The 23,067-nt window shown below is 63.9% G+C and carries 20 protein-coding genes and 3 pseudogenes; 9 read left to right on the top strand and 14 right to left on the bottom strand.

Going from position 1 to position 23,067, the window contains the following annotated elements:
- Positions 1 to 9: 9 nt before the first annotated feature.
- From LOKO_RS17900 to LOKO_RS17875, 6 genes are all read right to left on the bottom strand, one after another.
- The gene (locus LOKO_RS17900; RefSeq protein ID WP_066452044.1) at positions 10 to 1,170 is read right to left on the bottom strand and encodes an acyl-CoA dehydrogenase family protein; all 1,161 of its coding nucleotides are present in this window, start codon (positions 1,168 to 1,170) and stop codon (positions 10 to 12) included.
- Positions 1,171 to 1,694: 524 nt separating this feature from the next.
- Positions 1,695 to 2,813: a metal ABC transporter solute-binding protein, Zn/Mn family gene (locus LOKO_RS17895; protein ID WP_066452043.1), complete on the bottom strand. Its 1,119-nt coding sequence runs from the start codon at positions 2,811 to 2,813 to the stop codon at positions 1,695 to 1,697.
- 40 nt (positions 2,814 to 2,853) lie between these two features.
- A complete protein-coding gene (locus LOKO_RS17890) occupies positions 2,854 to 3,744 on the bottom strand; it encodes a metal ABC transporter permease (RefSeq protein ID WP_066452042.1) in 891 nt (296 codons plus the stop codon).
- Complete coding sequence (locus tag LOKO_RS17885) at positions 3,738 to 4,475, bottom strand: metal ABC transporter ATP-binding protein (RefSeq protein ID WP_066452041.1); 738 nt, start codon at positions 4,473 to 4,475, stop codon at positions 3,738 to 3,740. Before LOKO_RS17885 ends, LOKO_RS17890 begins: the two co-directional genes overlap by 7 nt.
- Before the next feature lie 223 nt (positions 4,476 to 4,698).
- Complete coding sequence (locus tag LOKO_RS17880; RefSeq protein WP_066452040.1) at positions 4,699 to 5,586, bottom strand: metal ABC transporter permease; 888 nt, start codon at positions 5,584 to 5,586, stop codon at positions 4,699 to 4,701.
- A 131-nt stretch (positions 5,587 to 5,717) separates the two neighbouring features.
- Positions 5,718 to 6,371, bottom strand: coding sequence for a hypothetical protein (locus LOKO_RS17875; protein ID WP_066452039.1), 654 nt, complete (start codon positions 6,369 to 6,371; stop codon positions 5,718 to 5,720).
- Positions 6,372 to 6,627: 256 nt separating this feature from the next.
- On the opposite strand from LOKO_RS17875, the gene LOKO_RS17870 reads away from it, so the two are divergent.
- Positions 6,628 to 7,221, top strand: a complete 594-nt coding sequence (locus LOKO_RS17870) for a malonic semialdehyde reductase (RefSeq protein ID WP_066452038.1) — start codon at positions 6,628 to 6,630, stop codon at positions 7,219 to 7,221.
- 22 nt (positions 7,222 to 7,243) lie between these two features.
- Here the strand turns inward: LOKO_RS17870 and LOKO_RS17865 are convergent, their stop codons facing one another.
- Positions 7,244 to 7,672 (bottom strand): DUF6746 family protein, encoded by a 429-nt coding sequence (locus LOKO_RS17865; protein ID WP_066452037.1) that lies wholly within the window; start codon positions 7,670 to 7,672, stop codon positions 7,244 to 7,246.
- A 944-nt stretch (positions 7,673 to 8,616) separates the two neighbouring features.
- Between LOKO_RS17865 and LOKO_RS17855 the strand changes: the two genes are divergently transcribed.
- From LOKO_RS17855 to LOKO_RS17845, 3 genes are all read left to right on the top strand, one after another.
- A complete protein-coding gene (locus tag LOKO_RS17855) occupies positions 8,617 to 9,282 on the top strand; it encodes an SDR family oxidoreductase (RefSeq protein WP_066452035.1) in 666 nt (221 codons plus the stop codon).
- A 98-nt stretch (positions 9,283 to 9,380) separates the two neighbouring features.
- Positions 9,381 to 10,613, top strand: coding sequence for an MFS transporter (locus LOKO_RS17850; protein WP_066452034.1), 1,233 nt, complete (start codon positions 9,381 to 9,383; stop codon positions 10,611 to 10,613).
- Between the two features lie 136 nt (positions 10,614 to 10,749).
- Positions 10,750 to 11,169: a SpoIIAA family protein gene (locus LOKO_RS17845; RefSeq protein WP_066452033.1), complete on the top strand. Its 420-nt coding sequence runs from the start codon at positions 10,750 to 10,752 to the stop codon at positions 11,167 to 11,169.
- Positions 11,170 to 11,234: 65 nt separating this feature from the next.
- Here LOKO_RS17845 and LOKO_RS19045 read toward each other — a convergent pair whose 3' ends face one another.
- Positions 11,235 to 11,450 (bottom strand): PhnE/PtxC family ABC transporter permease, encoded by a 216-nt coding sequence (locus LOKO_RS19045; RefSeq protein ID WP_235588899.1) that lies wholly within the window; start codon positions 11,448 to 11,450, stop codon positions 11,235 to 11,237.
- A gap of 7 nt (positions 11,451 to 11,457) precedes the next feature.
- A pseudogene (locus tag LOKO_RS20530) lies at positions 11,458 to 11,724 on the bottom strand (glycosyltransferase family 4 protein); the annotation flags it as partial.
- Positions 11,725 to 12,084: 360 nt separating this feature from the next.
- Between LOKO_RS20530 and aceK the strand changes: the two are divergent.
- The 3 genes from aceK to LOKO_RS17825 all read left to right on the top strand — a co-directional run bounded on the left by aceK (position 12,085) and on the right by LOKO_RS17825 (position 15,473).
- On the top strand, positions 12,085 to 13,830 hold the full coding sequence (gene aceK / locus LOKO_RS17835) for a bifunctional isocitrate dehydrogenase kinase/phosphatase (protein WP_066452031.1): 1,746 nt from the start codon (positions 12,085 to 12,087) through the stop codon (positions 13,828 to 13,830).
- Positions 13,831 to 13,896: 66 nt separating this feature from the next.
- Positions 13,897 to 14,631, top strand: a complete 735-nt coding sequence (locus tag LOKO_RS17830) for an SIR2 family NAD-dependent protein deacylase (RefSeq protein WP_066452030.1) — start codon at positions 13,897 to 13,899, stop codon at positions 14,629 to 14,631.
- A 92-nt stretch (positions 14,632 to 14,723) separates the two neighbouring features.
- A complete protein-coding gene (locus LOKO_RS17825) occupies positions 14,724 to 15,473 on the top strand; it encodes a tRNA-uridine aminocarboxypropyltransferase (protein ID WP_066452029.1) in 750 nt (249 codons plus the stop codon).
- Between the two features lie 4 nt (positions 15,474 to 15,477).
- On the opposite strand, the gene LOKO_RS17820 is transcribed toward LOKO_RS17825, so the two are convergent.
- Complete coding sequence (locus LOKO_RS17820) at positions 15,478 to 17,457, bottom strand: sensor domain-containing diguanylate cyclase (protein WP_066452028.1); 1,980 nt, start codon at positions 17,455 to 17,457, stop codon at positions 15,478 to 15,480.
- 159 nt (positions 17,458 to 17,616) lie between these two features.
- Between LOKO_RS17820 and LOKO_RS17815 the strand changes: the two genes are divergently transcribed.
- Entirely contained in the window at positions 17,617 to 18,045 is a 429-nt protein-coding gene (locus tag LOKO_RS17815; RefSeq protein WP_066452027.1) for a DNA-binding protein, read from the top strand.
- 9 nt (positions 18,046 to 18,054) lie between these two features.
- Here the strand turns inward: LOKO_RS17815 and LOKO_RS17810 are convergent, their stop codons facing one another.
- The 4 genes and pseudogenes from LOKO_RS17810 to trkA form a co-directional block, all read right to left on the bottom strand.
- Positions 18,055 to 19,293: a TraB/GumN family protein gene (locus tag LOKO_RS17810; protein WP_066452026.1), complete on the bottom strand. Its 1,239-nt coding sequence runs from the start codon at positions 19,291 to 19,293 to the stop codon at positions 18,055 to 18,057.
- A 171-nt stretch (positions 19,294 to 19,464) separates the two neighbouring features.
- On the bottom strand, positions 19,465 to 20,913 hold the full coding sequence (locus LOKO_RS17805; protein WP_066452025.1) for a TrkH family potassium uptake protein: 1,449 nt from the start codon (positions 20,911 to 20,913) through the stop codon (positions 19,465 to 19,467).
- A gap of 79 nt (positions 20,914 to 20,992) precedes the next feature.
- Positions 20,993 to 21,223, bottom strand: a pseudogene (locus tag LOKO_RS17800) (TrkA C-terminal domain-containing protein); the annotation flags it as partial.
- A 6-nt stretch (positions 21,224 to 21,229) separates the two neighbouring features.
- Positions 21,230 to 22,603 (bottom strand): Trk system potassium transporter TrkA, encoded by a 1,374-nt coding sequence (gene trkA, locus LOKO_RS17795; protein ID WP_201025426.1) that lies wholly within the window; start codon positions 22,601 to 22,603, stop codon positions 21,230 to 21,232.
- Between trkA and LOKO_RS17790 the strand changes: the two are divergent.
- Positions 22,604 to 23,038: pseudogene (locus LOKO_RS17790) on the top strand (TAXI family TRAP transporter solute-binding subunit); the annotation flags it as partial.
- Between the last annotated feature and the right edge of the window lie 29 nt (positions 23,039 to 23,067).

Here is a 23,067-nt window from a genome sequence, read left to right as displayed (position 1 = left end):
GGCCAGGCGTCAGGCCTGCGTGGCACCCCTGCCGAGCAGTGACCGCGCGATCACTTCCTTCATAATTTCCGAGGTGCCGGCATAGATGGTCTGGACCCGCGCATCCACGTAGAAGCGCGAGATCGGATACTCCCGGGTATAGCCATAGCCGCCGAATAGCTGCAGGCATGCATCGATATTACGACACTGCATCTCGCTCAGCTGCAGCTTCAGTATGGCGGCATCGGTGCTGCTCATCTCGCCGCGGCGATACTTCGTCACACAGTGTTCGAAATAGGCGCGCCCCATGTCGATATCGGCCCGCACCCCGGCCAGCGTGAAGCGACTGTTCTGGAAGTCGCCCACGGCCTGGCTGAAGGCGCGGCGCTCCTTGACGTAGTCCAGTGTCAGCGCCAGGGCGCCTTCCATGGAACCCAGTGCCTGGGCGCCTACCCCCAGGCGCTCTCGGGGCAGCTCCTGCATCAGGTAGCGGAAACCGGCGCCTTCGTCACCGAGCAGGGCGTCGGCGGGAAGCTGCAGTCGATCGAAGAACAGCTCGGCGGTATCGCTGGCATGCTGGCCGATCTTCTTGATCGGCTTGCCCCGGGAAAACCCCGGCAGCGAGGTATCCACCAGGAACAGCGACACGCCCTTGGCACCGGCGCTGGTGTCGGTCTTGGCGCAGACGATCACCATATCCGCCACCTGGCCGTTGGTGATGAAGATCTTGGCGCCGTCGAGCAGCCAGCCGTCGTCGTTGCGGCTGGCGCGTGTCTTCATCGCCGCCAGGTCACTGCCTGCATTGGGTTCGGTCATGGCGATGGCGCCGATGACCTCTCCCCGGGCCATGGCCGGCAGCCACCTCTCCCGCTGAGCCGGGGTGCCGATGTGCAGCAGGTAGGGCATGACAATATTGGCGTGGATGTTATACGCGCTGGCCAACCCGCCGAAGCCCTGCCGCGAGATCTCCTCCAGGGCGAACTGGGTGATGGCGAAGTCCGCTCCCGCTCCGCCGTACTCTTCCGGCAGGTCGATGCCCAGCAGTCCGGCCTCACCGAGCTGTCGCCACAGGGAGCGCGGCATCACCCCCTGCGCTTCCCATGTCTCGTAGTGGGGCGCGACCTCCTGCTCCAGGCAGCGTCGAATCATGTCATGGAACAGGGAGGCCATGTCGTCATCGGATGTACTCATGCTCAGGCGATAAGCTCCTTTCTCAGGTGGCGCTTGCAGGGCTTTGGTTCTCAAGCTGTGGATAACCTGTGTACTTCCGTGTGAACTTTTGTGCGTAAGGTGTTGGGCAGCTGTGGGCAGCCTGCATCAGGCTATCTTTGGCACCGTTTCATGGTATGAGGAAACCCGCTACGCGTTTTTACGCATCACGCCACTCTTTTTGCATTTCGTGCCATTTTTTTCGGCAACATGAAGTGCTAAGACTTTGGTCTTAAAGGTGGTCTCCATGCTGCGCGCGGCTTTCTGCTCAATAAGATAATTAAAATCAATACGTTGAGTGAATTTTTTGGGAAGGGGTACGATGCCATGGCAAAGGCAGCGTTACAAAACATGCCAGTTTTTCTGAAAGCGCGTGGCATGTAGCAAGAGCGAAATTGCTGTTTGAAAGGAAGGGATGGCCTGGCAAGCCTTGAAAGCAACAGGGGCGCCGTTGGCGCCCCCGCTGTGGTTTACGCTGCCGCTAGCGGCGCGCTTGGTATCGCCGGTCAGTGGCTATGCCCATGGTCGTCGTCATGGTCATGGTCATAGTCGTCATGGCTGTCGCCGTGCCCATGATCATTATGGCCCTCTTCGGCAAGGGCGTCATGCAGCACCTGGGCATTGTTACGCATCATGCCGAGGTAGGTGCTCGCGTCGCCTTCGGCGGCCAGGGCGTCGGCGTAGAGGGTGCCGGCGATGGGCAGGCCGGTCTCCTCCGACAGCTGGTTGATGATCGCCGGGCTGGTCATGTTCTCGTGGAACAGTGCCTTGACGTTCTGCTCGCGAATCACGTCGATCAACCGCGCCATGTCGGCGGCGCTGGGTTCGGCTTCGGTGGAGAGCCCCACCGGGGAGAGGAAGCGCAGGCCGTAGGCATTGGAGAAGTAGCCGAATGAGTCGTGGCCGGTGATCACGCTGGTAGAGGCGGGAATCTCGCCGATCAGCTGCCGAATCTCGTCATCGGTGGCCTGCATCTCGTTGATGTACCGCTCGGCATTCTCGCGGTAGGCGGCTTCGTTGTCAGGGTCGGCCTCGATCAGGCCTTCGAGGATATTGCCGACATAGACCTGGCCCATGGCGAGGTCCTGCCAGGCATGGGGATCGTGTTCGCCATGCGCATGGTCGTGGTCATCGTGGCCGTGGTCGTCATGGTTGTCATGATCGTCGTGCCCGTGGTCGTCATGATCATGGTCATGGTCGTGATCGTGGTCGTGGCCGTGGTCATGGTCGTCATGATCGTGGCCGTGGTCGTCATGATCGTCGTGGTCGTGGCCATGGTAGTCGAGCTTTTCGATACCGTCGGTAGCCGTCACCAGCGGGCCGGCGTAATCGCTGGAATCGATCAGGCGCTCCATCCAGCCTTCGAAGAGCAGGCCGTTGAAAACCACCAGGTCCGCATCAGCCAGGTTGCGGGCGTCACGGGGGCTGGGCGAGAAGACGTGGGCATCGCTGTCCGGGCCGACCAGCGAGGTCACCTCGACGTGTTCGCCACCCACGTTTTCAACCATATCGGCCAGGATGCTGAAGCTGGTGACGACCTGTACGCGTTCGGCGGCGAAGGCGGCAGGCAAGGCGAGCATGGCCGTGGCGCCGATCATGAGGGCGGAGGGCTTGATATTACGCATGCGAGAACTCCTTGGCTTGTTGTCGGGGTTTATGCAGCAATCAGTGAGGTTCGGGAGCGCCAAGCGGCGCCGCGCGTCGGCGCAGTCGCGCAGTCAGGCTGTGGTGGCGGCCGAGCAGGGCGGAGAGCATGTAGCCCACACCGGCCAGCAGGATGATGGCGGGGCCTGAAGGAATGCTCAGGTGATACGACAGCAGGAGTCCGCCGATACTGGCGATCATGGCGAGCAGTATGGCGGTGCCGATCAGCCCCTCCAGGCGCTTGCTCCAGAAGCGCGCCGTCGTGGCCGGGAGCATCATCAGGCCCACGGCCATCAAGGTACCCAGGGTCTGGAAGCCGGCGGTCAGGTTGAGTACCACCAGGCCGAGGAAGATCCCGTGAACCAGGCCGCCATGCATGCCCTGGCCGCGCAGGAACAGCGGGTCGAGGCACTCCACCACCAGGGCGCGAAAGATGAGCGCCAGGGTAATCACGATCACGCTGCTGATTGCCGCGATCAGGATCAGGGCGGTGGTGTTAACGGCAAGGATCGAGCCGAACAGCACATGGGTCAGGTCGACGCTGCTGCCGCCCAGTGACACGAGCATCACCCCGGCTGCCAGCGAGATCAGGAAGAAGCTGGCCATGGCGGAGTCTTCCCGATGGCCGGTCATCTGCGACACGCTACCCGCCAGCATGGCCACCAGCAGCCCCGAGAGCACGCCGCCAAGGCTCATGATCGGCAGCGAGAAGCCGGCGAGCAGGAAGCCCAGCGCCACGCCGGGAAGAATGGCATGGGCCATGGCATCGCCGATCAGGCTCATGCCCCGCAACATGAGGAAGACCCCTATGGGGGGCGCCGCCAGCGACAGGGCCAGGCTGCCCACGGCAGCGCGCCGCATGAAGCCGTAGTCGAATGGGGCGATCAGCCACTCGTAGAGCAGCGCTAGCATGTACTGACTCCCGGGATGCCCAGCGTCAGCCGGGCAGTGCCGGCAACGGGTGCATGGCCCTCGGCAATCGCCTGAGGCGAGGTCCAGTGGGCGTGGCCGTTGGCCAGTACCACGACCTCGTCGGCCAGCCGCGAGAGCTGCTCCATGTCGTGCAGCACCACAATCAGGGTGGCGCCACTGGCGGCCATGTCACGCAGCACCGTCATCAGTACATCCACGGTTTCGCTATCGACATTGGCGAAGGGTTCGTCGAGCAGCAGCAGCTCCGCTTCCTGCATCAGGGTTCGGCCGATCAGGGCGCGCTGGCGCTGGCCGCCGGAGAGCTCGCCCAGAGGGCGGTGCGCCAGGTGCGAAATGCCCAGGCGTGCCATGACCTCGCGGCCGCGGCGATAGTGGCGGGCGCAGTACCCGACGAGCGCCCCGTGGCTTGGCCAGCTGCCGGTCATGACCAGCTCTTCCACGCTCATGGGGAAGGTGAGGTCAAGGGCCAGCTGCTGTGGCAGCCAGGCGCGGCGCTCCTTGGGCACCGAGCACGCCACGCGGCCGGCCACCGGCTTGAGCATGCCCATGATCCCCTGGATCAGCGTGCTCTTGCCGGTGCCGTTGGCACCCACCAGTGCAGTGATGGCACCGTCGCGAAAGCGGCCGTCCACATGCTCGAGCACGGTGCGATTGGCCTGGGCCAGCTGTAGGTCGTGCAACTGCAGTCGGGAAGTGGCTTCCTGCTCCATCAGCCCCACCACCCTGCCGCCCAGGAGACGGCCAGCCAGAGTGCGGCCAGCGGTGCGGCGGCCAGCATCAGTCGGCGTGTGGCGGAAAGCGACATCAGAGAGAAATGGCAAGGCCCTTCCTGGCGGTGTCGGTGTGAACGTGAACTATGTGCCATGGGGTTGGTCTCTCGGCGCGATAATCTAGGATATAACATAACAAATAAGACGGCCGGCGGGGAGGGGCTCACCCTTTTTCGTGACGCAAAACCCGGTGGGGCGTGCGCCGGCGAACCAGCACGCCGTTGCAGGGACCGAACAGCACGGAGAGCGCATAGCCCGCGCCCGTCAGCAGAACGATGGTGGGCCCGCTGGGCAGCCCGGCGTGATAGGAGACCAGCAGCCCCGTGATGCTGCAGGCCAATGCCCAGCCGATGGCGATCGCGATCATTCCCTCCAGGCGCTGGCTCCAGTAGCGCGCCGTGGCCGCCGGCAGCAGCATCAGGCCGGCGGCCATCAGCGTACCCAGGGACTGGAAGCCCACCACCAGGCTGAGCACCACCAGGCACATGAACAGCCCATGGGTCCAGCCGGCATGCCTGCCCTGAAGCGTCAGGAACTGCGGGTCCAGGCACTCCATTACCAGCGCCCGGAAGCTGATGGCGAGACCAACGAGGACCAGGCTGCTGACCAGGCAGACCAGCAGCAGGGTGCGGCCGTCGACGGCGAGTATCGAACCGAACAGCACATGCCCCAGGTCCAGGGCACTGCCCGAGAGCGAGATGATCATGACCCCGGCGGCCATGGCCACGAGAAACAGGCTGGCCATGGCGGCGTCCTCCTTCAGGCCGCTGAACAGGGTCACGCTGCTGGCCGTGGCCACGGTGACAAGCCCCGCTGCCACGCCACCCAGCATCATCAGCGGCAGCGAAAAGCCGGCCAGCATGAAGGCTACTGCGACGCCGGGCAGAATCGCGTGGGAGAGCGCCTCGCCCATCAGGCTCATGCCGCGCAGCATCAGCAGCACGCCGAGGATGGGAGCGGTCAGTGACAGCGCCATGCAGGCCACCAGGGCCCGGCGCATGAAGGTGTAGTCCAGCGGCGAGATGACCCACCAGAGGAGCGAATCGATCATCAGGATTTCCAAGAAATGTTATAACATAACAATAACGAGAGCGAGGCTATTGTGCAAGGGGTCTACAAGGCAAGGGGCCGGGCATTGGCAAACCGAGGGCAAGGTCCGTCTCGCCCTGGCTCGGCATGAATTCAGTAGCGCAGTGCTACCCCGACCTGGTTCGGCGTCACCAGCAGGGCGTATTCGCCGTTCAGGTGCATGTCTCCCACCGACACCCGGGCAGGCTGGAAGCGGTTGATCGCCGCGGTTGCCTGGCGCGGCTGGCTCTGCAGCTGCAGTTCGCTGATCAACATGCCGGTCGCGAAGTTGATCGCGCCGTCGCGACCGCGCCCATCACCCACGCCGATCAGCAGCCCCGAGGCCGTGTTCACGGCCAGCGAGCCCAGTCGGGCTTCCAGGCTGCGGCGACGACGCTCCTCATCGGCGACCGAGTGCATCAGTTGCCGGGCCCGGTCGATATCCTGATCGCCATCACGCAGCTCACGGTAGGCCTGTGGGTGCGGCTGGCGGTCCATCAGGGTGCCGCCCAGCGCCAGGGCCGACTTCACCACGCCCACCCGGGCATCGTAGCGATCGTCGCGGCTGCTCGATTCGCTGGCCTGATAGGCGTTCACCGCCAGTGTGGTGGCATACACCCCCGCCCAGCCGTATTGCCAGTAGTTGGCGTGCCGCTCGCCCCGGGCCAGGGCGTCTTCGTAGGCCTGGAATTCCTGGGCGGCGGCGAAGGGGGCGAAACCGGCCAACAGCACAGCGACCAGGCAGGCAAGCAGGCGTGACGAGGACATGGACATCTCCAATGGCGAGTGTTGCTATTTTTTTCGACCAAAGCGGAGCTACCGACAGTGACCGGCATGAAGCGATACCGTAGAGTCTAGGCGTTGTCTAAAAAGGCGGCGAGCGAAGATCAGACTAGGCAAAAATTGACGAAAAGACGGAGTTTACGCGGTGTAAATGAGTACTTTGAGTCAATTTTTAACGCCGTATGGCCAAGCGCAGCCAGTTTTTAGGCAAGGCCTGAGAATATGTCATCTGGAGAACCCAATGCGACCGCCGCTCGACGATACCGCGCTGGATATTGCCTTCCGTGAAGCGCGTACCCACTACGGCTTTCGCAATGAGCCCATTGACGAGGCACTTCTGCGCCGTCTCTACGACCTGCTGAAGTGGGGCCCGACCTCCATGAACTGCCAGCCGTCGCGCTATGTCTTCGTGACCAGCGTGGAGGCCAAGTCCCGGCTGCTGCCCGCACTTTCCGAAGCTAACCGGGACAAGGCCTACCAGGCCGCTACTACCGTGATCGTGGCCATCGACACCTGCTTTCACGAACACCTGCCGACGCTGTTTCCCAGCTCACCCAACGCACGGGATCGCTTCGCGGCCAATCCCGAGACGTCCAGCGAAACGGCCTGGCGCAACGGCACCTTGCAGGGTGGCTACCTGATAATCGCAGCCCGCATGCTGGGGCTGGACGTGGGACCCATGAGTGGCTTCGATAACGCCATGGTCGATGCCGAGTTCTTCCCCGACGGCCGCTACAAGAGTAACTTCCTGGTCAACCTGGGTATTGGCGACCCCGAGAGCCTGCGCCCCCGAGGCCCGCGTTTGGCGTTCGACGAAGTGGCCTACGTGGTCTGAGACCGACCAGTCGGGCCTGGGCTTACTCCTGCCGCGCGGCTTCTTCGCCATTGTCCTCCAGGTGGAAGCGCGGTGCGACCGGCTCTTTCACCAGTGGCTGGATGGTGTCCAGGTAGGTTCGGCCGCTCTCACGGACACGCTGTCCGTCGCCATCGGCGGCGCTGCTCTGTACTTCCTCCATCAGGGTGGCCATCTCACCCACTTCCTCATGGATCAGCGCCAGAGCATTGGCCAGGTTAATGCTCATCTGCTCGATAAGGGCGAGTTCCTCTTCGCTCAGTTGCTCCTTCTCCAGCAGCACGTCGAGTCTGGCATTCTCCAGCACCAGCAGGTCCATGGCCGTTTCCAGGTCGGTCGCTGCCTGGCCCGCTCCTTGTTGCCCATGGTCATCGGCGTGGGCAGCCGTTGCCATAAGGGCGACGAGAAAACCGGATATCAACAGTTGCTTCATGGCGTTTTACCTCCTTGAAAAACGACAGTGGCAACTATCAGGCTAGGTGGAAGTCCGGCTGGCAGCAAGGTATGGCTATGCACGCTCGCTACTCAGGGCTTCTCGAGTTCGAATTCCNGTGATCCGGCCCGTTCTGCAGCCAGCCGTCGGCCCGTGAGGGTACGCTCAGGGTGTCGCTGGTGGTGAGTTCCATGCTACGGCTGGTGACGCTGAAGGGCCCATAGCTGTGCAGGTCGTTGCCGCTCACGATCAGGGTGTAATCACCGCTCTCATCGATGCGGCGGCGCAGCGCCGGTGTCTGGGCCGGGTCGAGGTAGGCAGCGGGGGCGTAGGTGGAGGCCAGCAGCTGCTCTTCATCGTCATATAGCGACAGGGCGCCCTGGAGAGGGCCGCCGAGCTCGATTTCGACCAGCGCTCCCTCTTCGAGCGGCAGGGTGAAGCGGGTGAAACGGCTGCCATCCTTGCCGTTGAGCTCGCTCTGCGAGGTGATTTCGCCACGGTGGCGTTCGCCCAATTGGATGAGTTCATAGGCGCTCGTGACGCTACCGTCATTCGCTGTGACTTCGGGGGCGGCTGCACTAGAGGTGGCTACCGCCGGCAGCTGCCAGCCGACGATCAAGCCGACGGCTGCGCCGCCCAGGGCGACCAGGAAAAGGGGAGTGGCACGGTTGGCCATGGAAGCATCCTTGTTCGATGGCGAGCATCGGGTGTAGGGGAGCCCAAGTAATTCGGGCAGTGTTTACATTGCGTAACCATTATACGGCGCTTCTATCGTTGAGAGGCAGTAGAGAGTGATTGGGAGGTAGTGGAGAGTGATTGAAAGGCGTCAAGAGTATCCGCTGCTTGAAGTGAGCCCCGCGATCCCCAACCTCTCCCTGAGCAAGCCAGGAAAACCGACCTGCCAACGCTCAGCCGACCGTTCTTCCAAACAAAAGGAGTCATTCATGTCCCCAACAGTCTTGATTACTGGCGCCAACCGTGGCGTCGGCCTGGCACTGGCCCGGCACTACCATGGCGAGGGATGGCAGGTGATCGGGGTCTGCCGCCAGACATCCGCCGAGCTGAATGAAGTAGCCAGCCGGGTGATGGAAGGTATCGATGTGACCCGAGCCGCCGATATCGCCCGACTCGCCGAGGAGGTGAAGGGTCAGCGGCTTGACCTGCTGATAAACAACGCCGGCCTGCTGCGCGACGAGTCCCTAGGCGAGCTTAACTTCGACACCATCCGGGAGCAGATGGAGATCAATGCCTACGCGCCGCTCGCCGTGGTGGAGGCGCTGCTCGACAACCTGGGGGAAGGCAGCAAGATCGCCAACATCACCAGTCGCATGGGATCTATCGCCGACAACGATTCCGGTGGCCGCTACGGCTATCGCGCCTCCAAGGCCGCTCTCAATGCCTTCGGCAAGTCGCTTGCCATGGACCTGGCGCCGCGCGGGATTTCGGTCATCCAGCTTCATCCCGGTTTCGTGAAGACCCGCATGGTCAATTTCGGCGGCCTGATTTCACCGGAGGAAGCCGCAGCAGGCATCGCGTCGCGCATCGCGGCGCTGACCCTAGAAAGCACCGGCACCTTCTGGCACAGCAACGGCGAACCGCTGCCCTGGTAAGGCGGGAGGCGCCGTAGCGGCTCGTTCCGGCGTAACCATTGGCGGGAAGCGGCAGATTGTGTGTAGGCTAACGGTTTCCTTCGCCAGGAAGCATGTCCATGCCTTCATCGTTGCCCGACCAGCCCGCTGCTGCTCCTGAAAGAGGCGAGGGCTTCCTGGTGCTGGCAGCCACCACCTGGGTGCAGGTGCTGTGCAGCGGCGGCATGCTGCTGGTGCCGACCCTGGCACCCCAGGTGGCGGCGGCCTTCGGTGTGCCGACCGGCTGGGTAGGCCTGCAGGTCAGCCTGCTCTACGGGGTGGCGATGCTCGCCTCGCTGCAGTCGGCGGTGCTGGCGCGGCGGCTGGGTGGCTGTCGGGCCAGCCAGCTGGCCATGGCGCTGGTGATGGGGGGCTGCGCGCTGGCCCTGATCGGTACCCCTCTGGCGCTGTTCGCCACTACGCTACTGCTGGGCCTCGCCTACGGCATTACCAGCCCCGCGGCGGCGGAGCTGCTCTCCCGTTTCACGCCGCCCGAACGCCGCAATCTCGTCTACTCGATCAAGCAGACCGGCGTTCCCCTGGGCGGCGTGTTGGCCGGCCTGCTGGCGCCGCCGCTGGCCGCCCTGTGGAACTGGCAAGCGGCTTTTCTTGCGGTGGGAGCGGCCTGTCTGGCAACGCTGCTGGTGCTGCAGCCGCGGCGCTCCCGCTGGGATGCCAGCCGTGATGCCAGTGTGCGCATGCAGCGCGCCGGCAGCCTGGGCGTGCTGCGCCGCTACCGTGCCATGCGCTGGCTGGGCGCCACCGGCTTCTGCCTCTCCGCGGCTCAGCTCTCGCTGCTCAGCTTCGCGGTGGCCTATATGGTCGAGGAGCTGTTGCTGAGTCTGGTGATGGCGGGGGCCGTGGTGTCGCTGGTCCATATGGCCGGGGTCTCGGGGCGCCTGGTCTGGGGGGCGCTGGCTGACCGCCTGGGTGGCAGCGTGCCGGTGCTGTTCGGCCTGGCCGGCGTCATCGCCGTGATCTTCTTCCTGCTGGCGCTGCTCGGCACCACGGTGCCAACCTGGCTGACGATCACCCTGATGGTGGTTGCTGGCGCCACGGCGGTGGGATGGAACGGCGTCTATCTTGGGGAGGTGGCACGGCGCTGCCATCCTGGTGAGGTGGGTGAGGCCACCGCCGCCGTGCTGGTGCTCACCTACATGGGGGTGCTGGTGGGGCCGGCGCTGTTCAGCCTTATCGTGTGGCTCACCGGCAGCTATTCGGTGGGGTTCCTGCTGCCCACGCTGACCGGTGCGCTGGCGGTCTTCTGCCTGTCGAAGTGCGTGAGCAGCGATGCCGCACCGCGCGCCGCCTGAGCCGTACTGGCCGCCGATCTACCTGGCCTGTCTCGCCAAGGTGCGTGTGTCATGCTTTCCGCCAGACCGCCATGGCGCGCTATGCTGAAAGTGGCCGATAGTCTTCGTTTAGTGCCAGATCTCAAGGAGAACGCTCATGTTGGATCTGATCCCTCACCCGGCAGACCATGTCGTGGCGATGAAGGCCGGCGGCATCGTGACGGGCAGCGAGCTGCAGCACGCCATTGATGCCATCGAGGCCGCCAAGCGGGATCATCCCGTGATCAGCCTGGTGATCGAGATCGAAAACTTGCGCTTGATGACGCTGACTGCCCTGCTCAAGGACATCGGCTATGGCCTGACTCAGCTCGGTGATCTCGATCACTACCACCGCGCTGCCGTGGTCACAGACCAGGCGTGGATCGAGCATATCGCCCACCTGGAAGAGCGGCTGTTCAAGGCGGTGGAGATCCGCACATTCTCTCGCCGCGAACGCGCGGCTGCGATGGCCTGGGTCAGCGAACTGCCCAGGGGCGCCCATGAGGACCCCGAAGAGGATGGCTACCACGGGGCCTGATCCTGTCCAATAATTGCCTTTGACCGGTGGCTGGTGTCGGGCGTACCTACGCTCTTTTCCGCTCCTCAGATAATGGCGTGGCGTACCCGGGCGGAGACCCACTCCGAGGCCAGCACGGTGACGAAGATCATCAGGAAGATCACGCTCACCTGGTTCCAGGCCAGGCTGTTGATCGCGGAGTTGAGCTGAAGGCCGATGCCGCCGGCACCCACCAGCCCCAGCACGGTGGATTCCCGGATATTGATGTCCCAGCGGTCCTTGGGTCGCGAGGTAGACGACATCGGGGCGCTGCTTCTGCCACAGCTGCAGCAGGCGACGGGTGGCGGGCATGCCGGCACGAACTTCCCGGTAGCCGGGCAGCGGGATACCACGCACCTTGAGCTCGGCCTGCATGCCGGGCGTGCGTCCCTTTCGCCTGCCGGGTGCATACGGCTCGGGGCGAATGAGCTGCAGGGCCACATCCCTTGCCAGGAGTTGCCGGCTCAACTGATGAAGCGTGTTGGCCACGCCGTTGATATCGGGCGACCAGGTTTCGCTGACCAGACAGATACGCATGGGCTCCTCGTCGTTCGCCGGCCCAGTGGGGAGCCTGTCGGACTTAACGCTGATCTACTACGAGATCCGGCCTTTCGGTCAATTTCATTCGATCTGATTCGTTAAATAGCGGGCTATTCGCCTCATCAGATCGATAAACTTGTCTCGTAATCCAAATCTCTCGTGACGATCGGTCAAATCCGACAGGCTCCTTAGGGCTCCTGGCGACAAGGCTGACACCGAGCGATGACGGTCAGGCGACAGTGCCGTGATGAAGGTATGACGCTCGTGTCGCTCCATTACACCCCGGTCCACCATTGTCGGCTCGCGAAACGTGGCCAAATCCACGAAGCTTGACCCTCAAGCTGCCCGGAGTCCGCCATGAAGCATTCCCCCGCCTATCGTCTTGCCGCCACGATCCTGTACGGTTTCGACGAGTACCGTTCGCGCTTCAAGGAGATCACCGCTGATGCCAGCCGGCGCTTTCGCGATGCCGCATGGCGGGAGGCTCAGCAGGCCTCTGCGGAACGAATCGACCTCTACGACGAAAAGGTCGAGGAAACTCTCGACAGGCTCAAGCGATCATTCGCGGACGAGGATCTGACCCACTGCGAATGTTGGCGAGAGGCCAGGAATCACTACGCGGAGCTGATCAGCCAGCGTCTCGACTACGAGCTGGCCGAAACCTATTTCAACTCGATGTTCTGCTCGATCTTCCATCATCGCCATATCCGCAACGACTGGATGTTCGTCTACAGCTCCCGGGATGCGGCGGCGCACCACTCGGGAATCGAGCGGTGTCGTCGCCTGCCGGTGGAAGGGAAATGGGAGGAGGCCATTCACTGGGCACTGACGGAAGCTCCCTTCGAGACCTCCTTCGACAACCTGCAACGCGATACGCGGCTGGCCGCCGAATTTCTGCGCGGCCACCTGCCTGCCGCCATTCTCGAGGCGCCGGATACCGAGGTCGAACTGCTCAAGAGCGTCTTCTACCGGAACAAGGGCGCCTACCTGGTGGGTCGCATACGGGGCGGCGGCGAGCAGATCCCGCTGGTGCTGCCGGTGCTGCACGACGAGGGGCAAGGTTTGCACCTGGATACGGTGCTCATCGAGTCTGACGAGGTGTCGATCATCTTCTCCTTCACCCGCGCCTACTTTCAGGTGGAGGTGCAGGTGCCCGGCGAGTTCGTTGATTACCTGCAGGAGTTGATGCCCGACAAGCCCGAAGGGGAGCTGTACGCCTCGATCGGTTTCTTCAAGCATGGCAAGACGGAGTTCTTTCGCGCACTCAACCGGCAGGTGGCCAAGCGGGAGGACAAGTTCATCATCGCGCCCGGGGTGCGTGGCATGGTCATGACGGTATTCGTGCTGCCGTCGTTCCGCACGGTCTTCAAGATCATCAAGGATCGCTTCGACCCTTCCAAGCGGATGAGCCGGGATAACGTCCGTGAGAAGTACAGCCTGGTCAAGCGTCACGACAGGGTCGGTCGCATGGCGGATACCCAGGAGTTCTCCAACTTCATCGCCCGCAAGGATCACTTCGCGCCGGAGTGCCTGGAGGAGTTGCTCGCGGTGGCCCCCTCCAACGTCCAGCTCAAGGGTGACAAGGTCACCATCAAGCACTGCTATACGGAGCGGATGATGACACCGCTCAACATCTACCTGGAGGAGTGCGATGAAGCCGAGACACGAGCCGTACTCAAGGATTATGGCAATGCCATCAAGCAGATGGCAGCAGCCAATATCTTCCCCGGTGACATGCTGCTGAAGAACTTCGGCGTCACCCGCCATGGACGGGTGATCTTCTACGACTATGACGAGGTCTGCTATCTCACCGAGTGCAATTTCCGCCATATTCCGGAGCCGATGTATCCCGAGCAGGAACTCTCCGATGAACCCTGGTACTCGGTGGGACCAAATGATATTTTTCCGGAGGAGTTCGGCCCCTTCCTGTTTGCCGATATTCGGCTGCGCAAGCTGTTCTATGAGCTGCACCCGGAGTTGCTCGATGCGGATTACTGGAAGGGGTTGCAGCAGGCCATCCTGGATGGGCGCGTCATCGACGTCTATCCCTACCGCAACAAGCAGCGCTTCGCCAGTAGCGAGGAGAATGGCCTGGTTTATTGAAGCGAACCGCTTCCAGGCCCGCCACTTCAGTGCGTCCGGCAGGCAGCGGCAATGACGAGGCAAGGTATGGCGGAGGAGAGGCGCTCCCATCTGGTGGTCTTTACCGGCTCGGGCATCAGCGCCGAGAGCGGTATCCAGACCTTCCGGGCCAGCGATGGGCTTTGGGCTGACCACCCCATCGAGGCTGTGGCCACCCCCGAAGCCTGGCGCCGCGACCCCCGGCGTGTGCTGGAATTCTACAATACGCGCCGGGCCCAGGTTCGCCGGGCCCGGCCCAATGCCGCCCACAAGGCCCTGGCGGAGCTGGAGAAGCGGGGGTTTCGGGTCAGTATCATCACCCAGAACATCGATGACCTGCACGAGCGCGCCGGTTCCCGCAACGTGCTGCACCTGCATGGCGAAATCCTCAAGGCGCGCTCCACGGTGGATGCCCGAATGCAGTATCGCCTGCCCCGAGGAGGCATCGAGTTGGGCGATATCTGCGACAAGGGGAGCCAGCTGCGCCCGGACGTGGTGTGGTTCGGCGAGAGCGTGCCGCACTTTGCCGAGGCCTGTGAGATCGTCGGCGAGGCTGACCTGCTGCTGGTGGTGGGTACCTCGCTTGCCGTGATGCCCGCCGCTTCATTGCTGGACCATGCTCCCATGGAGGCCCCCTGCGTGCTTGTGGACCCCGAAGCAGAGAGGCTTTCACCCCCTGGCGTGGCGCGAATCTGCCAGACGGCGGGGAAGGGGGTGCCTCAGCTGGTGCGTCACTGGCAGCGTGAAGGACGCCTATGGATGCCGGAAACTCTGGCAGGCTGATTTCACTCCACTCCATTCCACTCGCTTGCAGTCTCTGCCAACACGTCATGCCATGCTAGAATATTGCCCCCCTCCAGCATTGCCAGGCCCTCATGTCGGACAATACGCCCAGCGATTTCAGTGATCGTGACCCCGCAACGGGTCACCCCCGGCCGCCACGGCGTGAGTTCAAGGGGCGCGGCAGCTTCGTCGAGCGCTGTCCCGGATGCAACCTGCCGCGCCTCAACTGCCTTTGCCCCTATCGGTTCACGGTGGAGAGTACGGCTCGTGTCTGGCTGTTGACGCACCCCCTGGAGCACCATAAGCCGACCAATACCGGGCGACTGATCCGGGACGTGCTGCCCACCACCGAGGTGTTTACCTGGTACCGTACGACCCCGGACGAGCGGTTGCTGGCACTGCTCGAGGATAGCCGCTTCGCCCCCTTCGTGATCTTTCCCGATGATCAGCCCGACTACGCCGACCGCGTGGTGAGCCTGGACGCCGTCGCGAGCGTCAAGAGCGCCGGGAAGACGCCGGTCTTTATCCTGCTCGACGGCACCTGGCGCCAGGCACGGCGGATCTTCCGCAAGAGCCCCTACCTGAAGAACCTGCCGGTGCTGCCGCTGGCCACCGAGCGACTGACCCGCTATCGGCTGCGCAAGCCGGCGTCGGCGGCACATCTCTGCACGGCCGAGGTGGCCGCCGAACTGCTGCGTCAATCGGGGGACACCCTGGCCGGCGACGTGCTGGATGACTACTTCGACGCCTTCAATGACAGCTATGCCGCCAGCCGGCGCTTCGAGAAGCTGCTGGCGCCGACGGCCGCCATGAAGCGGTTGCAGAACCGGCGCACCCGGTAAGTCTTCAGTCTGCTGCCTCGGCGACTCGAACGCAGGCGCGCCCCGCCTCCTTGGCCTGATACATGGCCATGTCGGCTCGATGCACCAGTTGGCTCGATGTGTCACCCGGCTGCCAGGCCGTGACGCCGATGCTGATCGAGACCTGGCCGACTGCAGGGAAGGGTGTCTCTAGCCGGTCCTGGCAGAGGCGAGCCGCCAGCTCGGTGGCCTGGCGCAGGGTGCAGTCCGGGGCGATGATCAGAAATTCCTCACCGCCCCAGCGGCCCAGGTGATCCGAGGTTCGCAGGCGCGCCTGAACGGTCCGGGCCACCTGTCGCAGCACGCTGTCGCCTGCATCATGCCCATGGCTGTCATTGATTCGCTTGAAATGGTCGATATCGAACATCAGCAGCGAGCAGGGTTTGCCACCATGCTCGGCTATGGCGAGTTCCGCCTTGAGCAGCTCCTCGATCCGGTGACGGTTGGCAATGCCTGCGACCGGATCGGTGCGGGCCAGGTGCCTGAGCCTGGCATTGCGCTCATGCAGGCGCCTGCAGCGATGCCTGGCCCGCCAGATGGTGATGTCATTGGATAGCATCCTGGCCAGCTCGACAGCGGCATGCTGGTCGGCGGTGGACCAGACGGTGCCGTCGTGGGGCGTCTGGAGGTCATCACTCTGCTGTGCGCCGGTGCGTCGTCCTGTCGGCTGCCGAAACAGCATTAGCCACCCGGCTGGCTGTGCCTCGCTGGCCAGGGGGGCCGCCAGCAGGCCGCTGAAGTCTCCTTGTGGCGGCAAGACCTTGCCGAGCGCGGTATTGGCCAGCCGGTGACTGTGCCACAGGGCATCGGGTGAACAACGGTCGAGATGAGCGGCAAGCTGCTGTAGGGTTTGGGCATGCGGGCGCTTGCCAAGCCCCAGGGCCTTACCTTGATATACTAGGGCGACACCACAGGCCTGGAAGTAGTGCTTGCAGGCCTTGGCGGCTGCCAGCAGTGCGGCGTTGGAGGGTCGTCGCGGTCGGCGAACGCCGATCTGGCCGGCCGTTGCCAGCAACTGGCGTCGGCGCAGGGATTCTTCCCGCTCCTGCAGCAGGGCATGGCGCTGGAATGCCGTATGGGTCAACAGCTGCAGCAGCTGTCTAAGCCTGGGTGCCAGGTAGCGGGCCTGACGCCCGTGGCAGGCGATCAGCCCCCAGCGGCGCTGCCCATCGTAAAGGTTGATGACAAGGGCGGTATGCGCCTGCAACTGCCGCAGCCAGTTCCGGTCGCGCACAGGAATCGAGCGTAGCACGGCCTGGGAGAGGTCCAGGGCGTCCGCCCCCGGACCCGTCAGCGGGATGGGGCTTGCCGTGGTGTCGGCGATCAGCCGCAGCGGTGTGCTGCCGGAAAAGAGGCTCCCCGTCGGGCGCGAAAGGCCGACTGGAAAGGCGCCGCATGCCTTGTGGACCGGGTCGGTGGCATCGTCCACCACCAGTCGCTGCAGGTGGCCGTCATCGTCGATGCGATAGGCCTCGGCGGTCTCGAGCCCGGTCAGCTCGCGCAGGGCGGCCAGTAGCAGCGAGAGCACCCTGCCTGGGCAGTCGGCGCCAGCGATGCGTGAACCCCAGCCAGCCACCCGTTCCGTCAGGTTGTCGGTCAGGATTCCGCATGGCTCCAGCTCCAGGACGATGCTGGTCGCCACACCGTGTGCGGTGACATGTAGTGGCTGTGGGGTGGTTTCGAGCCGGCAGGTGGCGGTACTGGCGCGGCCCTCCTCGCCTTTGCCGAACCGGGAGGCGAGCAGGCCGATGGGCACCGAGCCCAGTACGGCCGATGGAGAGCGGCCGAGTGCCTCGACCGGTGCTTGGCCGAGAAACTGATCCAGATTGGTGCTGGTGAGCATAACGTTGCGCCACCGCTGATCGACGACGATCAGGCAGCCATGGGGCTGGATGGCGCCGGCGGTTCTCGCCAGTACCCTCTGATCGTAGCTCGCATCGAGATCCCTTTGAAGCGAGTCAGGCATGGGGGGTCCTGTTGTGTTTGGTGCCGATGGCCGGGCCTTGCCGCGGCTATCGGGACTGGCATCGATGATCAACTAACACGATGGGAGTTAACCATTGGTTGCTATATTAGATCAACTCCAGTTTAACTGCGAGTGCAACCCGCGCGGCACATTCGCCGCATGAACGAAAAAACCGCCTTCGCCGAGCGCCTGGCCACCGCGATGCGTGCAGCCGGGTATGAGCCTCGGCCCGCTGTACTCGAGCGTGAATTCAATCTGCGCTACTGGGGCAAGCCTGTCACCCTGCAGGGGGTGCGTCGCTGGCTTTGTGGCGAGACCCTTCCCAAGCAGGAGAAGCTCCAGGTACTGGCGGAGTGGCTGGGGGTCGAGCCTCAGTCCTTGCGCTATGGGGAGGCCGCCGGGCTGCAGATACGCGAGGCCCGGGGCCGCTGGGAGGCATCGATCAGTGGCGAGGAGCGCCAGGTGTTGCAGCGCTACCTTGCGCTGCCGGTTGCGCAGCGCAAGGTGGTGGCTCAGGTCATCGAAGCGTTCTCGAAGGCCTGTAGCAAGCACCCGGATGAGGGCGGGGACGGCGCGAAAGAGCGGTAACGCGCTTCGTCAACTGCCGAGCAGCGCGCCGGCGATGCGGAAGCCGGCGACCCAGGTGCCAGCCGCCGAACCCAGCGTGGCGAACAGGAACACCAGCAGGGTTCGTGAGACCCGGTTACGCCACCATCCTTTCAGTTCGGTGACATCGTGGCGCAGGGTCGAGAAGTCCTGCACCTTGGGCTTGCGCATCCACAGCTCTACACCGGCGGCGACGAAGCCGGCGCCGATGGTCGGGTTCAGCGAGGTGAGCGGGGCCGCGACCATGGTGGCCAAGACCGTGACCGGGTGCGCCAGGGCGATCAGCGTGGCGAGGCCCGAGAGAATGCCATTGATCAGGAACCACTCGCCGACCAGCTGCCAGCCCAGTTCGGTATTGCGCGAGAAGCCGATGGCGAAGCCTGTCAGCACCAGCGCCGTGATCAGCCAGGGGAGTGAGCGCCACAGCTTTGACGGCGGCGGCGTGACTTCCAGCTTCTCACGCTCTTCCCGGGGCGAGACGGGTAGGGGTTCGCTGAAGCGCTCGGCCATGCCCTTCATGTGCCCGGCGCCTATCACCACCAGCACATTGCGATAGCGTCCGGGAGGGGCCTGCTCGGCCAGGCGCATCACCATGTAGCGGTCGCGTTCGGTTATCAGCGGAATGTAGAGTGACTCGGACTCGGCGGCGAACTCGCTGAAGGTGGACTCCAGCACGTCACCCTCCTTGAGTCGCTCGATTTCTTCGGGCTTGACCTCCTGACGTGACAGCACACTGCCAAGCAGCCCGGTGAACAGCGACATGCGCTGCCACCAGGGGACGTTATGGTAGATGCGTTTGAGGGTGATGCCCACGTCACGATCGATAAGCAGTAGGGGGAGCTCGTGTCGTCGGGCCTCCTCAAGGGCGGCACGCATCTCGGCGCCTGGCTCGATGCCGGACTGCTCGGCGACTCGCTGTTGAAAGGCGCCCAGCGCCAGGCTGGCAGCCACCATGCCGGCCTTTCCCTGGCGAAAGATCTCGAACAGGTCCTGCTTGGCCAGGGCGTCCGGGTCGCTGAGGTTCTGGTGGCGAGAGTCGCAAAGCTCGATTGCCACGGCATCGAACTCACCGGAACCGATCAGGCGGCGCACGTCATCGGCGCTCTTTGCCGAGACATGGGCGGTGCCCAGCAGGGTATAGCGGGTCCCGCCCACTTCGATGACTTGGCGCGGGCCGCTGAAGTCGCCGTCCTGGCTGGGGTCGGTCACAGTGTCCTGGGAGTGGGTCATGAACGCTCGGGATCGAAAGGGGATGAATGCCCGATTATCCACGAAGCCGGCCCGCGCTCCAAACCCGGTCCGTCAGAAGTCGCATCAGACTTATCCAGGGAGGCGCTGTACAAATAGCCGACGAGGTGAGGCGCAACGCAGCGATTCGCTCGAGTAGGCACTTGTACAGTCCTAACGGCGCCAGAAGGCCGGGGTGAACAGCACCAGCACCGTGAAGATCTCCAGGCGGCCCAGCAGCATGGCAACTACCAGGATCCATTTGCTGAGTGTCGGCATATCGCCATAGTTACCCGAGGCTTCGCCGAGGGCCGGCCCCAGGTTGTTGAGCGCCGAGGCCACCGTCGACCAGGCGGTTACCTGGTCGACGCCAGTGGCCATGACCCCTACCAGCATCAGGAAGAACAGCATCACGTAGACCGAGAAGAAGCCCCACACCGCCTGGGCGATGCCGTCTGGCACGCTCACCTTGCCGATCTTGACCGCGATCACGGCGTTGGGGTGGATCAGGCGCATGATCTCTCGCATGCCTTGCTTCAAGATCAGGATGATGCGAATCACCTTCATGCCGCCGCCGGTGGAGCCGGAGCAGCCGCCGACAAAGGCTGCCACGAACAGCAGGAAGGGCAGTGCGCCCGGCCAGGCCGAGAAGTCCGTCACGCCGAAACCGGCGGTGGTGGCTACCGATACCACCTGGAAGAGACCGTGCCGCAGGCCCCGCTCGGTTTCATAGGTACCGGTGAGCCACAGGGAGACCACCGTGATCGCTGTCAGGCCGGCCAGGAACATCAGCAGGAAACGGGCTTCCGGATCCTGAAAGTAGTGACGAATTCGTCGTCCACGCCAGGCCAGGAAATGCAGGCTGAAGCTCATTGCCGAGACGATCAGGAAGAACACGCAGATAAGCTCGATGGCGGCGCTGTCGAAGTGGCCGATGCTGGCGTCATAGGTGGAGAATCCGCCGATGGCCACGGTGGAGAAACTGTGGCCCAGGGCATCGAACCAGTTCATGCCGGCGGCCATGTAGGCCAGAAAACAGGTGATGGTCAGGGCGGCGTAGATGTACCACAGGGCCTTGGCCGTCTCGGTAATGCGTGGAGTGAGCTTGGAGTCCTTCAGCGGTCCGGGAATCTCGGTACGGTAGAGGGCCATGCCCCCGACCCCCAGGGTCGGCAGGATCGCCACAGCCAGTACCACGATCCCCATCCCGCCCAGCCACTGCAGCTGCTGGCGATAATAGAGGATCGACTCCGGCAGGAAGTCGATGCCGGTGATCACCGTGGCACCGGTGGTGGTCAGTCCCGAGAAGGACTCGAATACGGCATCGGTGAGCGAGAGGGCGGCATCGCCGGTCAACATCAGTGGCAGCGAGCCGAACAGCCCGAGAACGCTCCAGAACAGCGCGGCGATCAGGAAGCCGTCGCGGGTGCGAAGTTCCTTCCGTGCGAGCCGGTTGGGCAGGTACATCACCATCCCGGTGGCTGCGGTGATCATGATCGCGATGGCAAAGGCATCCCACTGGCCGTCGCCGAACAGCAGCGAGATAAGGATGGGCGGCACCAGGGTCAGGCTGAACATCATCAGCAGCATTCCCAGGATGCGCAGGATGATGCGCAGGCTCATGGGAAGATTCTCCTGGCGACAGGCGTGCGAACCATAGGCGCGAAGCAGCAGCGTGACATCAAGAGGCGCCCCGTTGGCATCAGAAGAAGGTCAGGCCGACCTGGAAGAGGCGTTCCACCTCGCGAATGCGGCGCTTGTCGATCACGAACAGGATCAGGTGATCGCCCGACTCCACCACCACGTCGTCGTGGGCGATCAGCACCTCCTTGCCGCGTACCAGCGCACCGATGGTGGTGCCGCTGGGCAGGTCGATATCGCCGATGGCGCGGCCCACCACCTTGGAGGATTGCATGTCGCCGTGGGCGATGGCCNTGCATCAGAAGAAGGTCAGGCCGACCTGGAAGAGGCGTTCCACCTCGCGAATGCGGCGCTTGTCGATCACGAACAGGATCAGGTGATCGCCCGACTCCACCACCACGTCGTCGTGGGCGATCAGCACCTCCTTGCCGCGTACCAGCGCACCGATGGTGGTGCCGCTGGGCAGGTCGATATCGCCGATGGCGCGGCCCACCACCTTGGAGGATTGCATGTCGCCGTGGGCGATGGCCTCGATGGCCTCGGCGGCACCGCGGCGCAGCGAGTGTACGTTGACGATGTCGCCGCGGCGCACGTGGGTCAGCAGGCTGCCGATGGTGGCCTGCTGCGGCGAGATGGCGATGTCGATCTCGCCGCCCTGGACCAGGTCGACGTAGGCGGCGTTGTTGATCAGCGTCAGCACCTTCTTGGCCCCCATGCGCTTGGCCAGCATCGACGACATGATGTTGACCTCGTCGTCGTTGGTCAGCGCGCAGAAGATGTCGCAGTCCTCGATGTTCTCCTCTTCCAGCAGCCGCTTGTTGGTGGCGCTGCCGTGCAGCACCACGGTGCGGTCGAGACGCTCGGCGAGCACCGTGCAGCGCTCGATGCCGTGCTCGATGATCTTGACCTGGTGGCTGTGCTCGAGGTGTTCGGCCAGCCGCTCGCCGATGTTGCCGCCGCCGGCGATCATCACCCGGCGGAAGTCGCGGTCGACTCGGCGCAGCTCGCTCATCACCGCGCGGATGTCGCGGCGGGCGGCGATGAAGAAGACCTCGTCGTCGGCCTCGATCACGGTGTCGCCGCGGGGAATGATCGGCCGGTTGCGGCGGTAGATGGCCGCCACCCGGGTATCGACGCTGGGCATGTGGCGGCGCAGGAAGCCCAGGTCCTGGCCCACCAGCGGGCCGCCGTAGAACGCCTTGACCGCCACCAGCTGCACCAGCCCGCCGGCGAACTCCAGCACCTGCAGCGCACCGGGGTGCTCGATCAAGCGCCGGATGTGGTCGGTGACCACCTGCTCGGGGCTGATCAGCACGTCGATGGGCACCGCCTCGTGGGCGAACAGCCCCTTGCGGGTGAGGTAGGCGGTGGCCCGGACCCGGGCGATCTTGGTGGGGGTGCGAAACAGGGTGTGGGCGACCTGACAGGCGATCATGTTGACCTCGTCCTGGCTGGTCACCGCGATCAGCATGTCGGCGTCCTCGCAGCCGGCCTGGCGCAGCACCACGGGGTAGGAGCCGGGGCCCACCACGGTGCGGATGTCGAGCCGGGTATGCAGCTCGCGCAGCCGCTCGCCGTCGGTGTCCACCACGGTGATGTCGTTTTCCTCGCGGGCCAGATGCTCGGCCAGCGTACCGCCGACCTGGCCGGCGCCAAGAATGATGATCTTCANATTCACGATGGTGACATCGACGCCGGCTTCTGGAGCGTGGGGCCGCCCACCAGCTCGATCCTCAACCTGGCGGCTACCCGCGACATTCGCCTGATCGGTTTCTCGGACGAAGAGATCGAGAACGCCCGTGAAGCAGAACCGGTGTTTGCCGCCTATGAGCTGCGTGCCGGCATGTACGACGGCATGGACGAGGCAGTGCAGACCATCAGTATCCCCAATGTCCTGGTCGTCAATTCCGACATGGACGAGGATCTGGCCTACGAACTCACCAAGCTGCTGTTCGAGCGTACCGATGACCTGATCGCCGTGCACCCGGCGGCCAACGACACCACCGTGGAGTTCACCATGGAGTCCACTCCGGTGCCGCTGCACCCCGGTGCCATTCGCTACTTCGAGGAAATCGAGGCCGATATCCCGGACGACCTGCGTCCGTGATGACGCAAAGTTGACGCCAGGGACAGGAA

The sequence above is a fragment of the Halomonas chromatireducens genome, assembly GCF_001545155.1.
GTDB classification, from domain to species: Bacteria; Pseudomonadota; Gammaproteobacteria; order Pseudomonadales; family Halomonadaceae; genus Halomonas; species Halomonas chromatireducens.
The sequence above is the reverse complement of the archived record's forward strand: the minus strand, read 5'-3'. Positions and strand labels throughout refer to the sequence as shown.

Excerpts from the sequence above, each read along its gene's own strand:
- LOKO_RS17875 (WP_066452039.1), bottom strand. The coding sequence starts at position 6,371 with ATGTCCTCGTCACGCCTGCTTGCCTGCCTGGTCGCTGTGCTGTTGGCC.
- LOKO_RS19045 (WP_235588899.1), bottom strand. The coding sequence starts at position 11,450 with ATGTCGTCTACCTCGCGACCCAAGGACCGCTGGGACATCAATATCCGG.
- LOKO_RS17855 (WP_066452035.1), top strand. The coding sequence starts at position 8,617 with ATGTCCCCAACAGTCTTGATTACTGGCGCCAACCGTGGCGTCGGCCTG.
- LOKO_RS17805 (WP_066452025.1), bottom strand. The coding sequence starts at position 20,913 with ATGAGCCTGCGCATCATCCTGCGCATCCTGGGAATGCTGCTGATGATG.
- LOKO_RS17825 (WP_066452029.1), top strand. The coding sequence starts at position 14,724 with ATGTCGGACAATACGCCCAGCGATTTCAGTGATCGTGACCCCGCAACG.
- LOKO_RS17845 (WP_066452033.1), top strand. The coding sequence starts at position 10,750 with ATGTTGGATCTGATCCCTCACCCGGCAGACCATGTCGTGGCGATGAAG.
- LOKO_RS17810 (WP_066452026.1), bottom strand. The coding sequence starts at position 19,293 with ATGACCCACTCCCAGGACACTGTGACCGACCCCAGCCAGGACGGCGAC.
- LOKO_RS17865 (WP_066452037.1), bottom strand. The coding sequence starts at position 7,672 with ATGAAGCAACTGTTGATATCCGGTTTTCTCGTCGCCCTTATGGCAACG.
- LOKO_RS17900 (WP_066452044.1), bottom strand. The coding sequence starts at position 1,170 with ATGAGTACATCCGATGACGACATGGCCTCCCTGTTCCATGACATGATT.
- aceK (WP_066452031.1), top strand. The coding sequence starts at position 12,085 with ATGAAGCATTCCCCCGCCTATCGTCTTGCCGCCACGATCCTGTACGGT.
- LOKO_RS17870 (WP_066452038.1), top strand. The coding sequence starts at position 6,628 with ATGCGACCGCCGCTCGACGATACCGCGCTGGATATTGCCTTCCGTGAA.
- LOKO_RS17890 (WP_066452042.1), bottom strand. The coding sequence starts at position 3,744 with ATGCTAGCGCTGCTCTACGAGTGGCTGATCGCCCCATTCGACTACGGC.
- LOKO_RS17885 (WP_066452041.1), bottom strand. The coding sequence starts at position 4,475 with ATGGAGCAGGAAGCCACTTCCCGACTGCAGTTGCACGACCTACAGCTG.
- LOKO_RS17850 (WP_066452034.1), top strand. The coding sequence starts at position 9,381 with ATGCCTTCATCGTTGCCCGACCAGCCCGCTGCTGCTCCTGAAAGAGGC.
- LOKO_RS17830 (WP_066452030.1), top strand. The coding sequence starts at position 13,897 with ATGGCGGAGGAGAGGCGCTCCCATCTGGTGGTCTTTACCGGCTCGGGC.
- LOKO_RS17880 (WP_066452040.1), bottom strand. The coding sequence starts at position 5,586 with ATGATCGATTCGCTCCTCTGGTGGGTCATCTCGCCGCTGGACTACACC.
- LOKO_RS17895 (WP_066452043.1), bottom strand. The coding sequence starts at position 2,813 with ATGCGTAATATCAAGCCCTCCGCCCTCATGATCGGCGCCACGGCCATG.
- LOKO_RS17815 (WP_066452027.1), top strand. The coding sequence starts at position 17,617 with ATGAACGAAAAAACCGCCTTCGCCGAGCGCCTGGCCACCGCGATGCGT.
- LOKO_RS17820 (WP_066452028.1), bottom strand. The coding sequence starts at position 17,457 with ATGCCTGACTCGCTTCAAAGGGATCTCGATGCGAGCTACGATCAGAGG.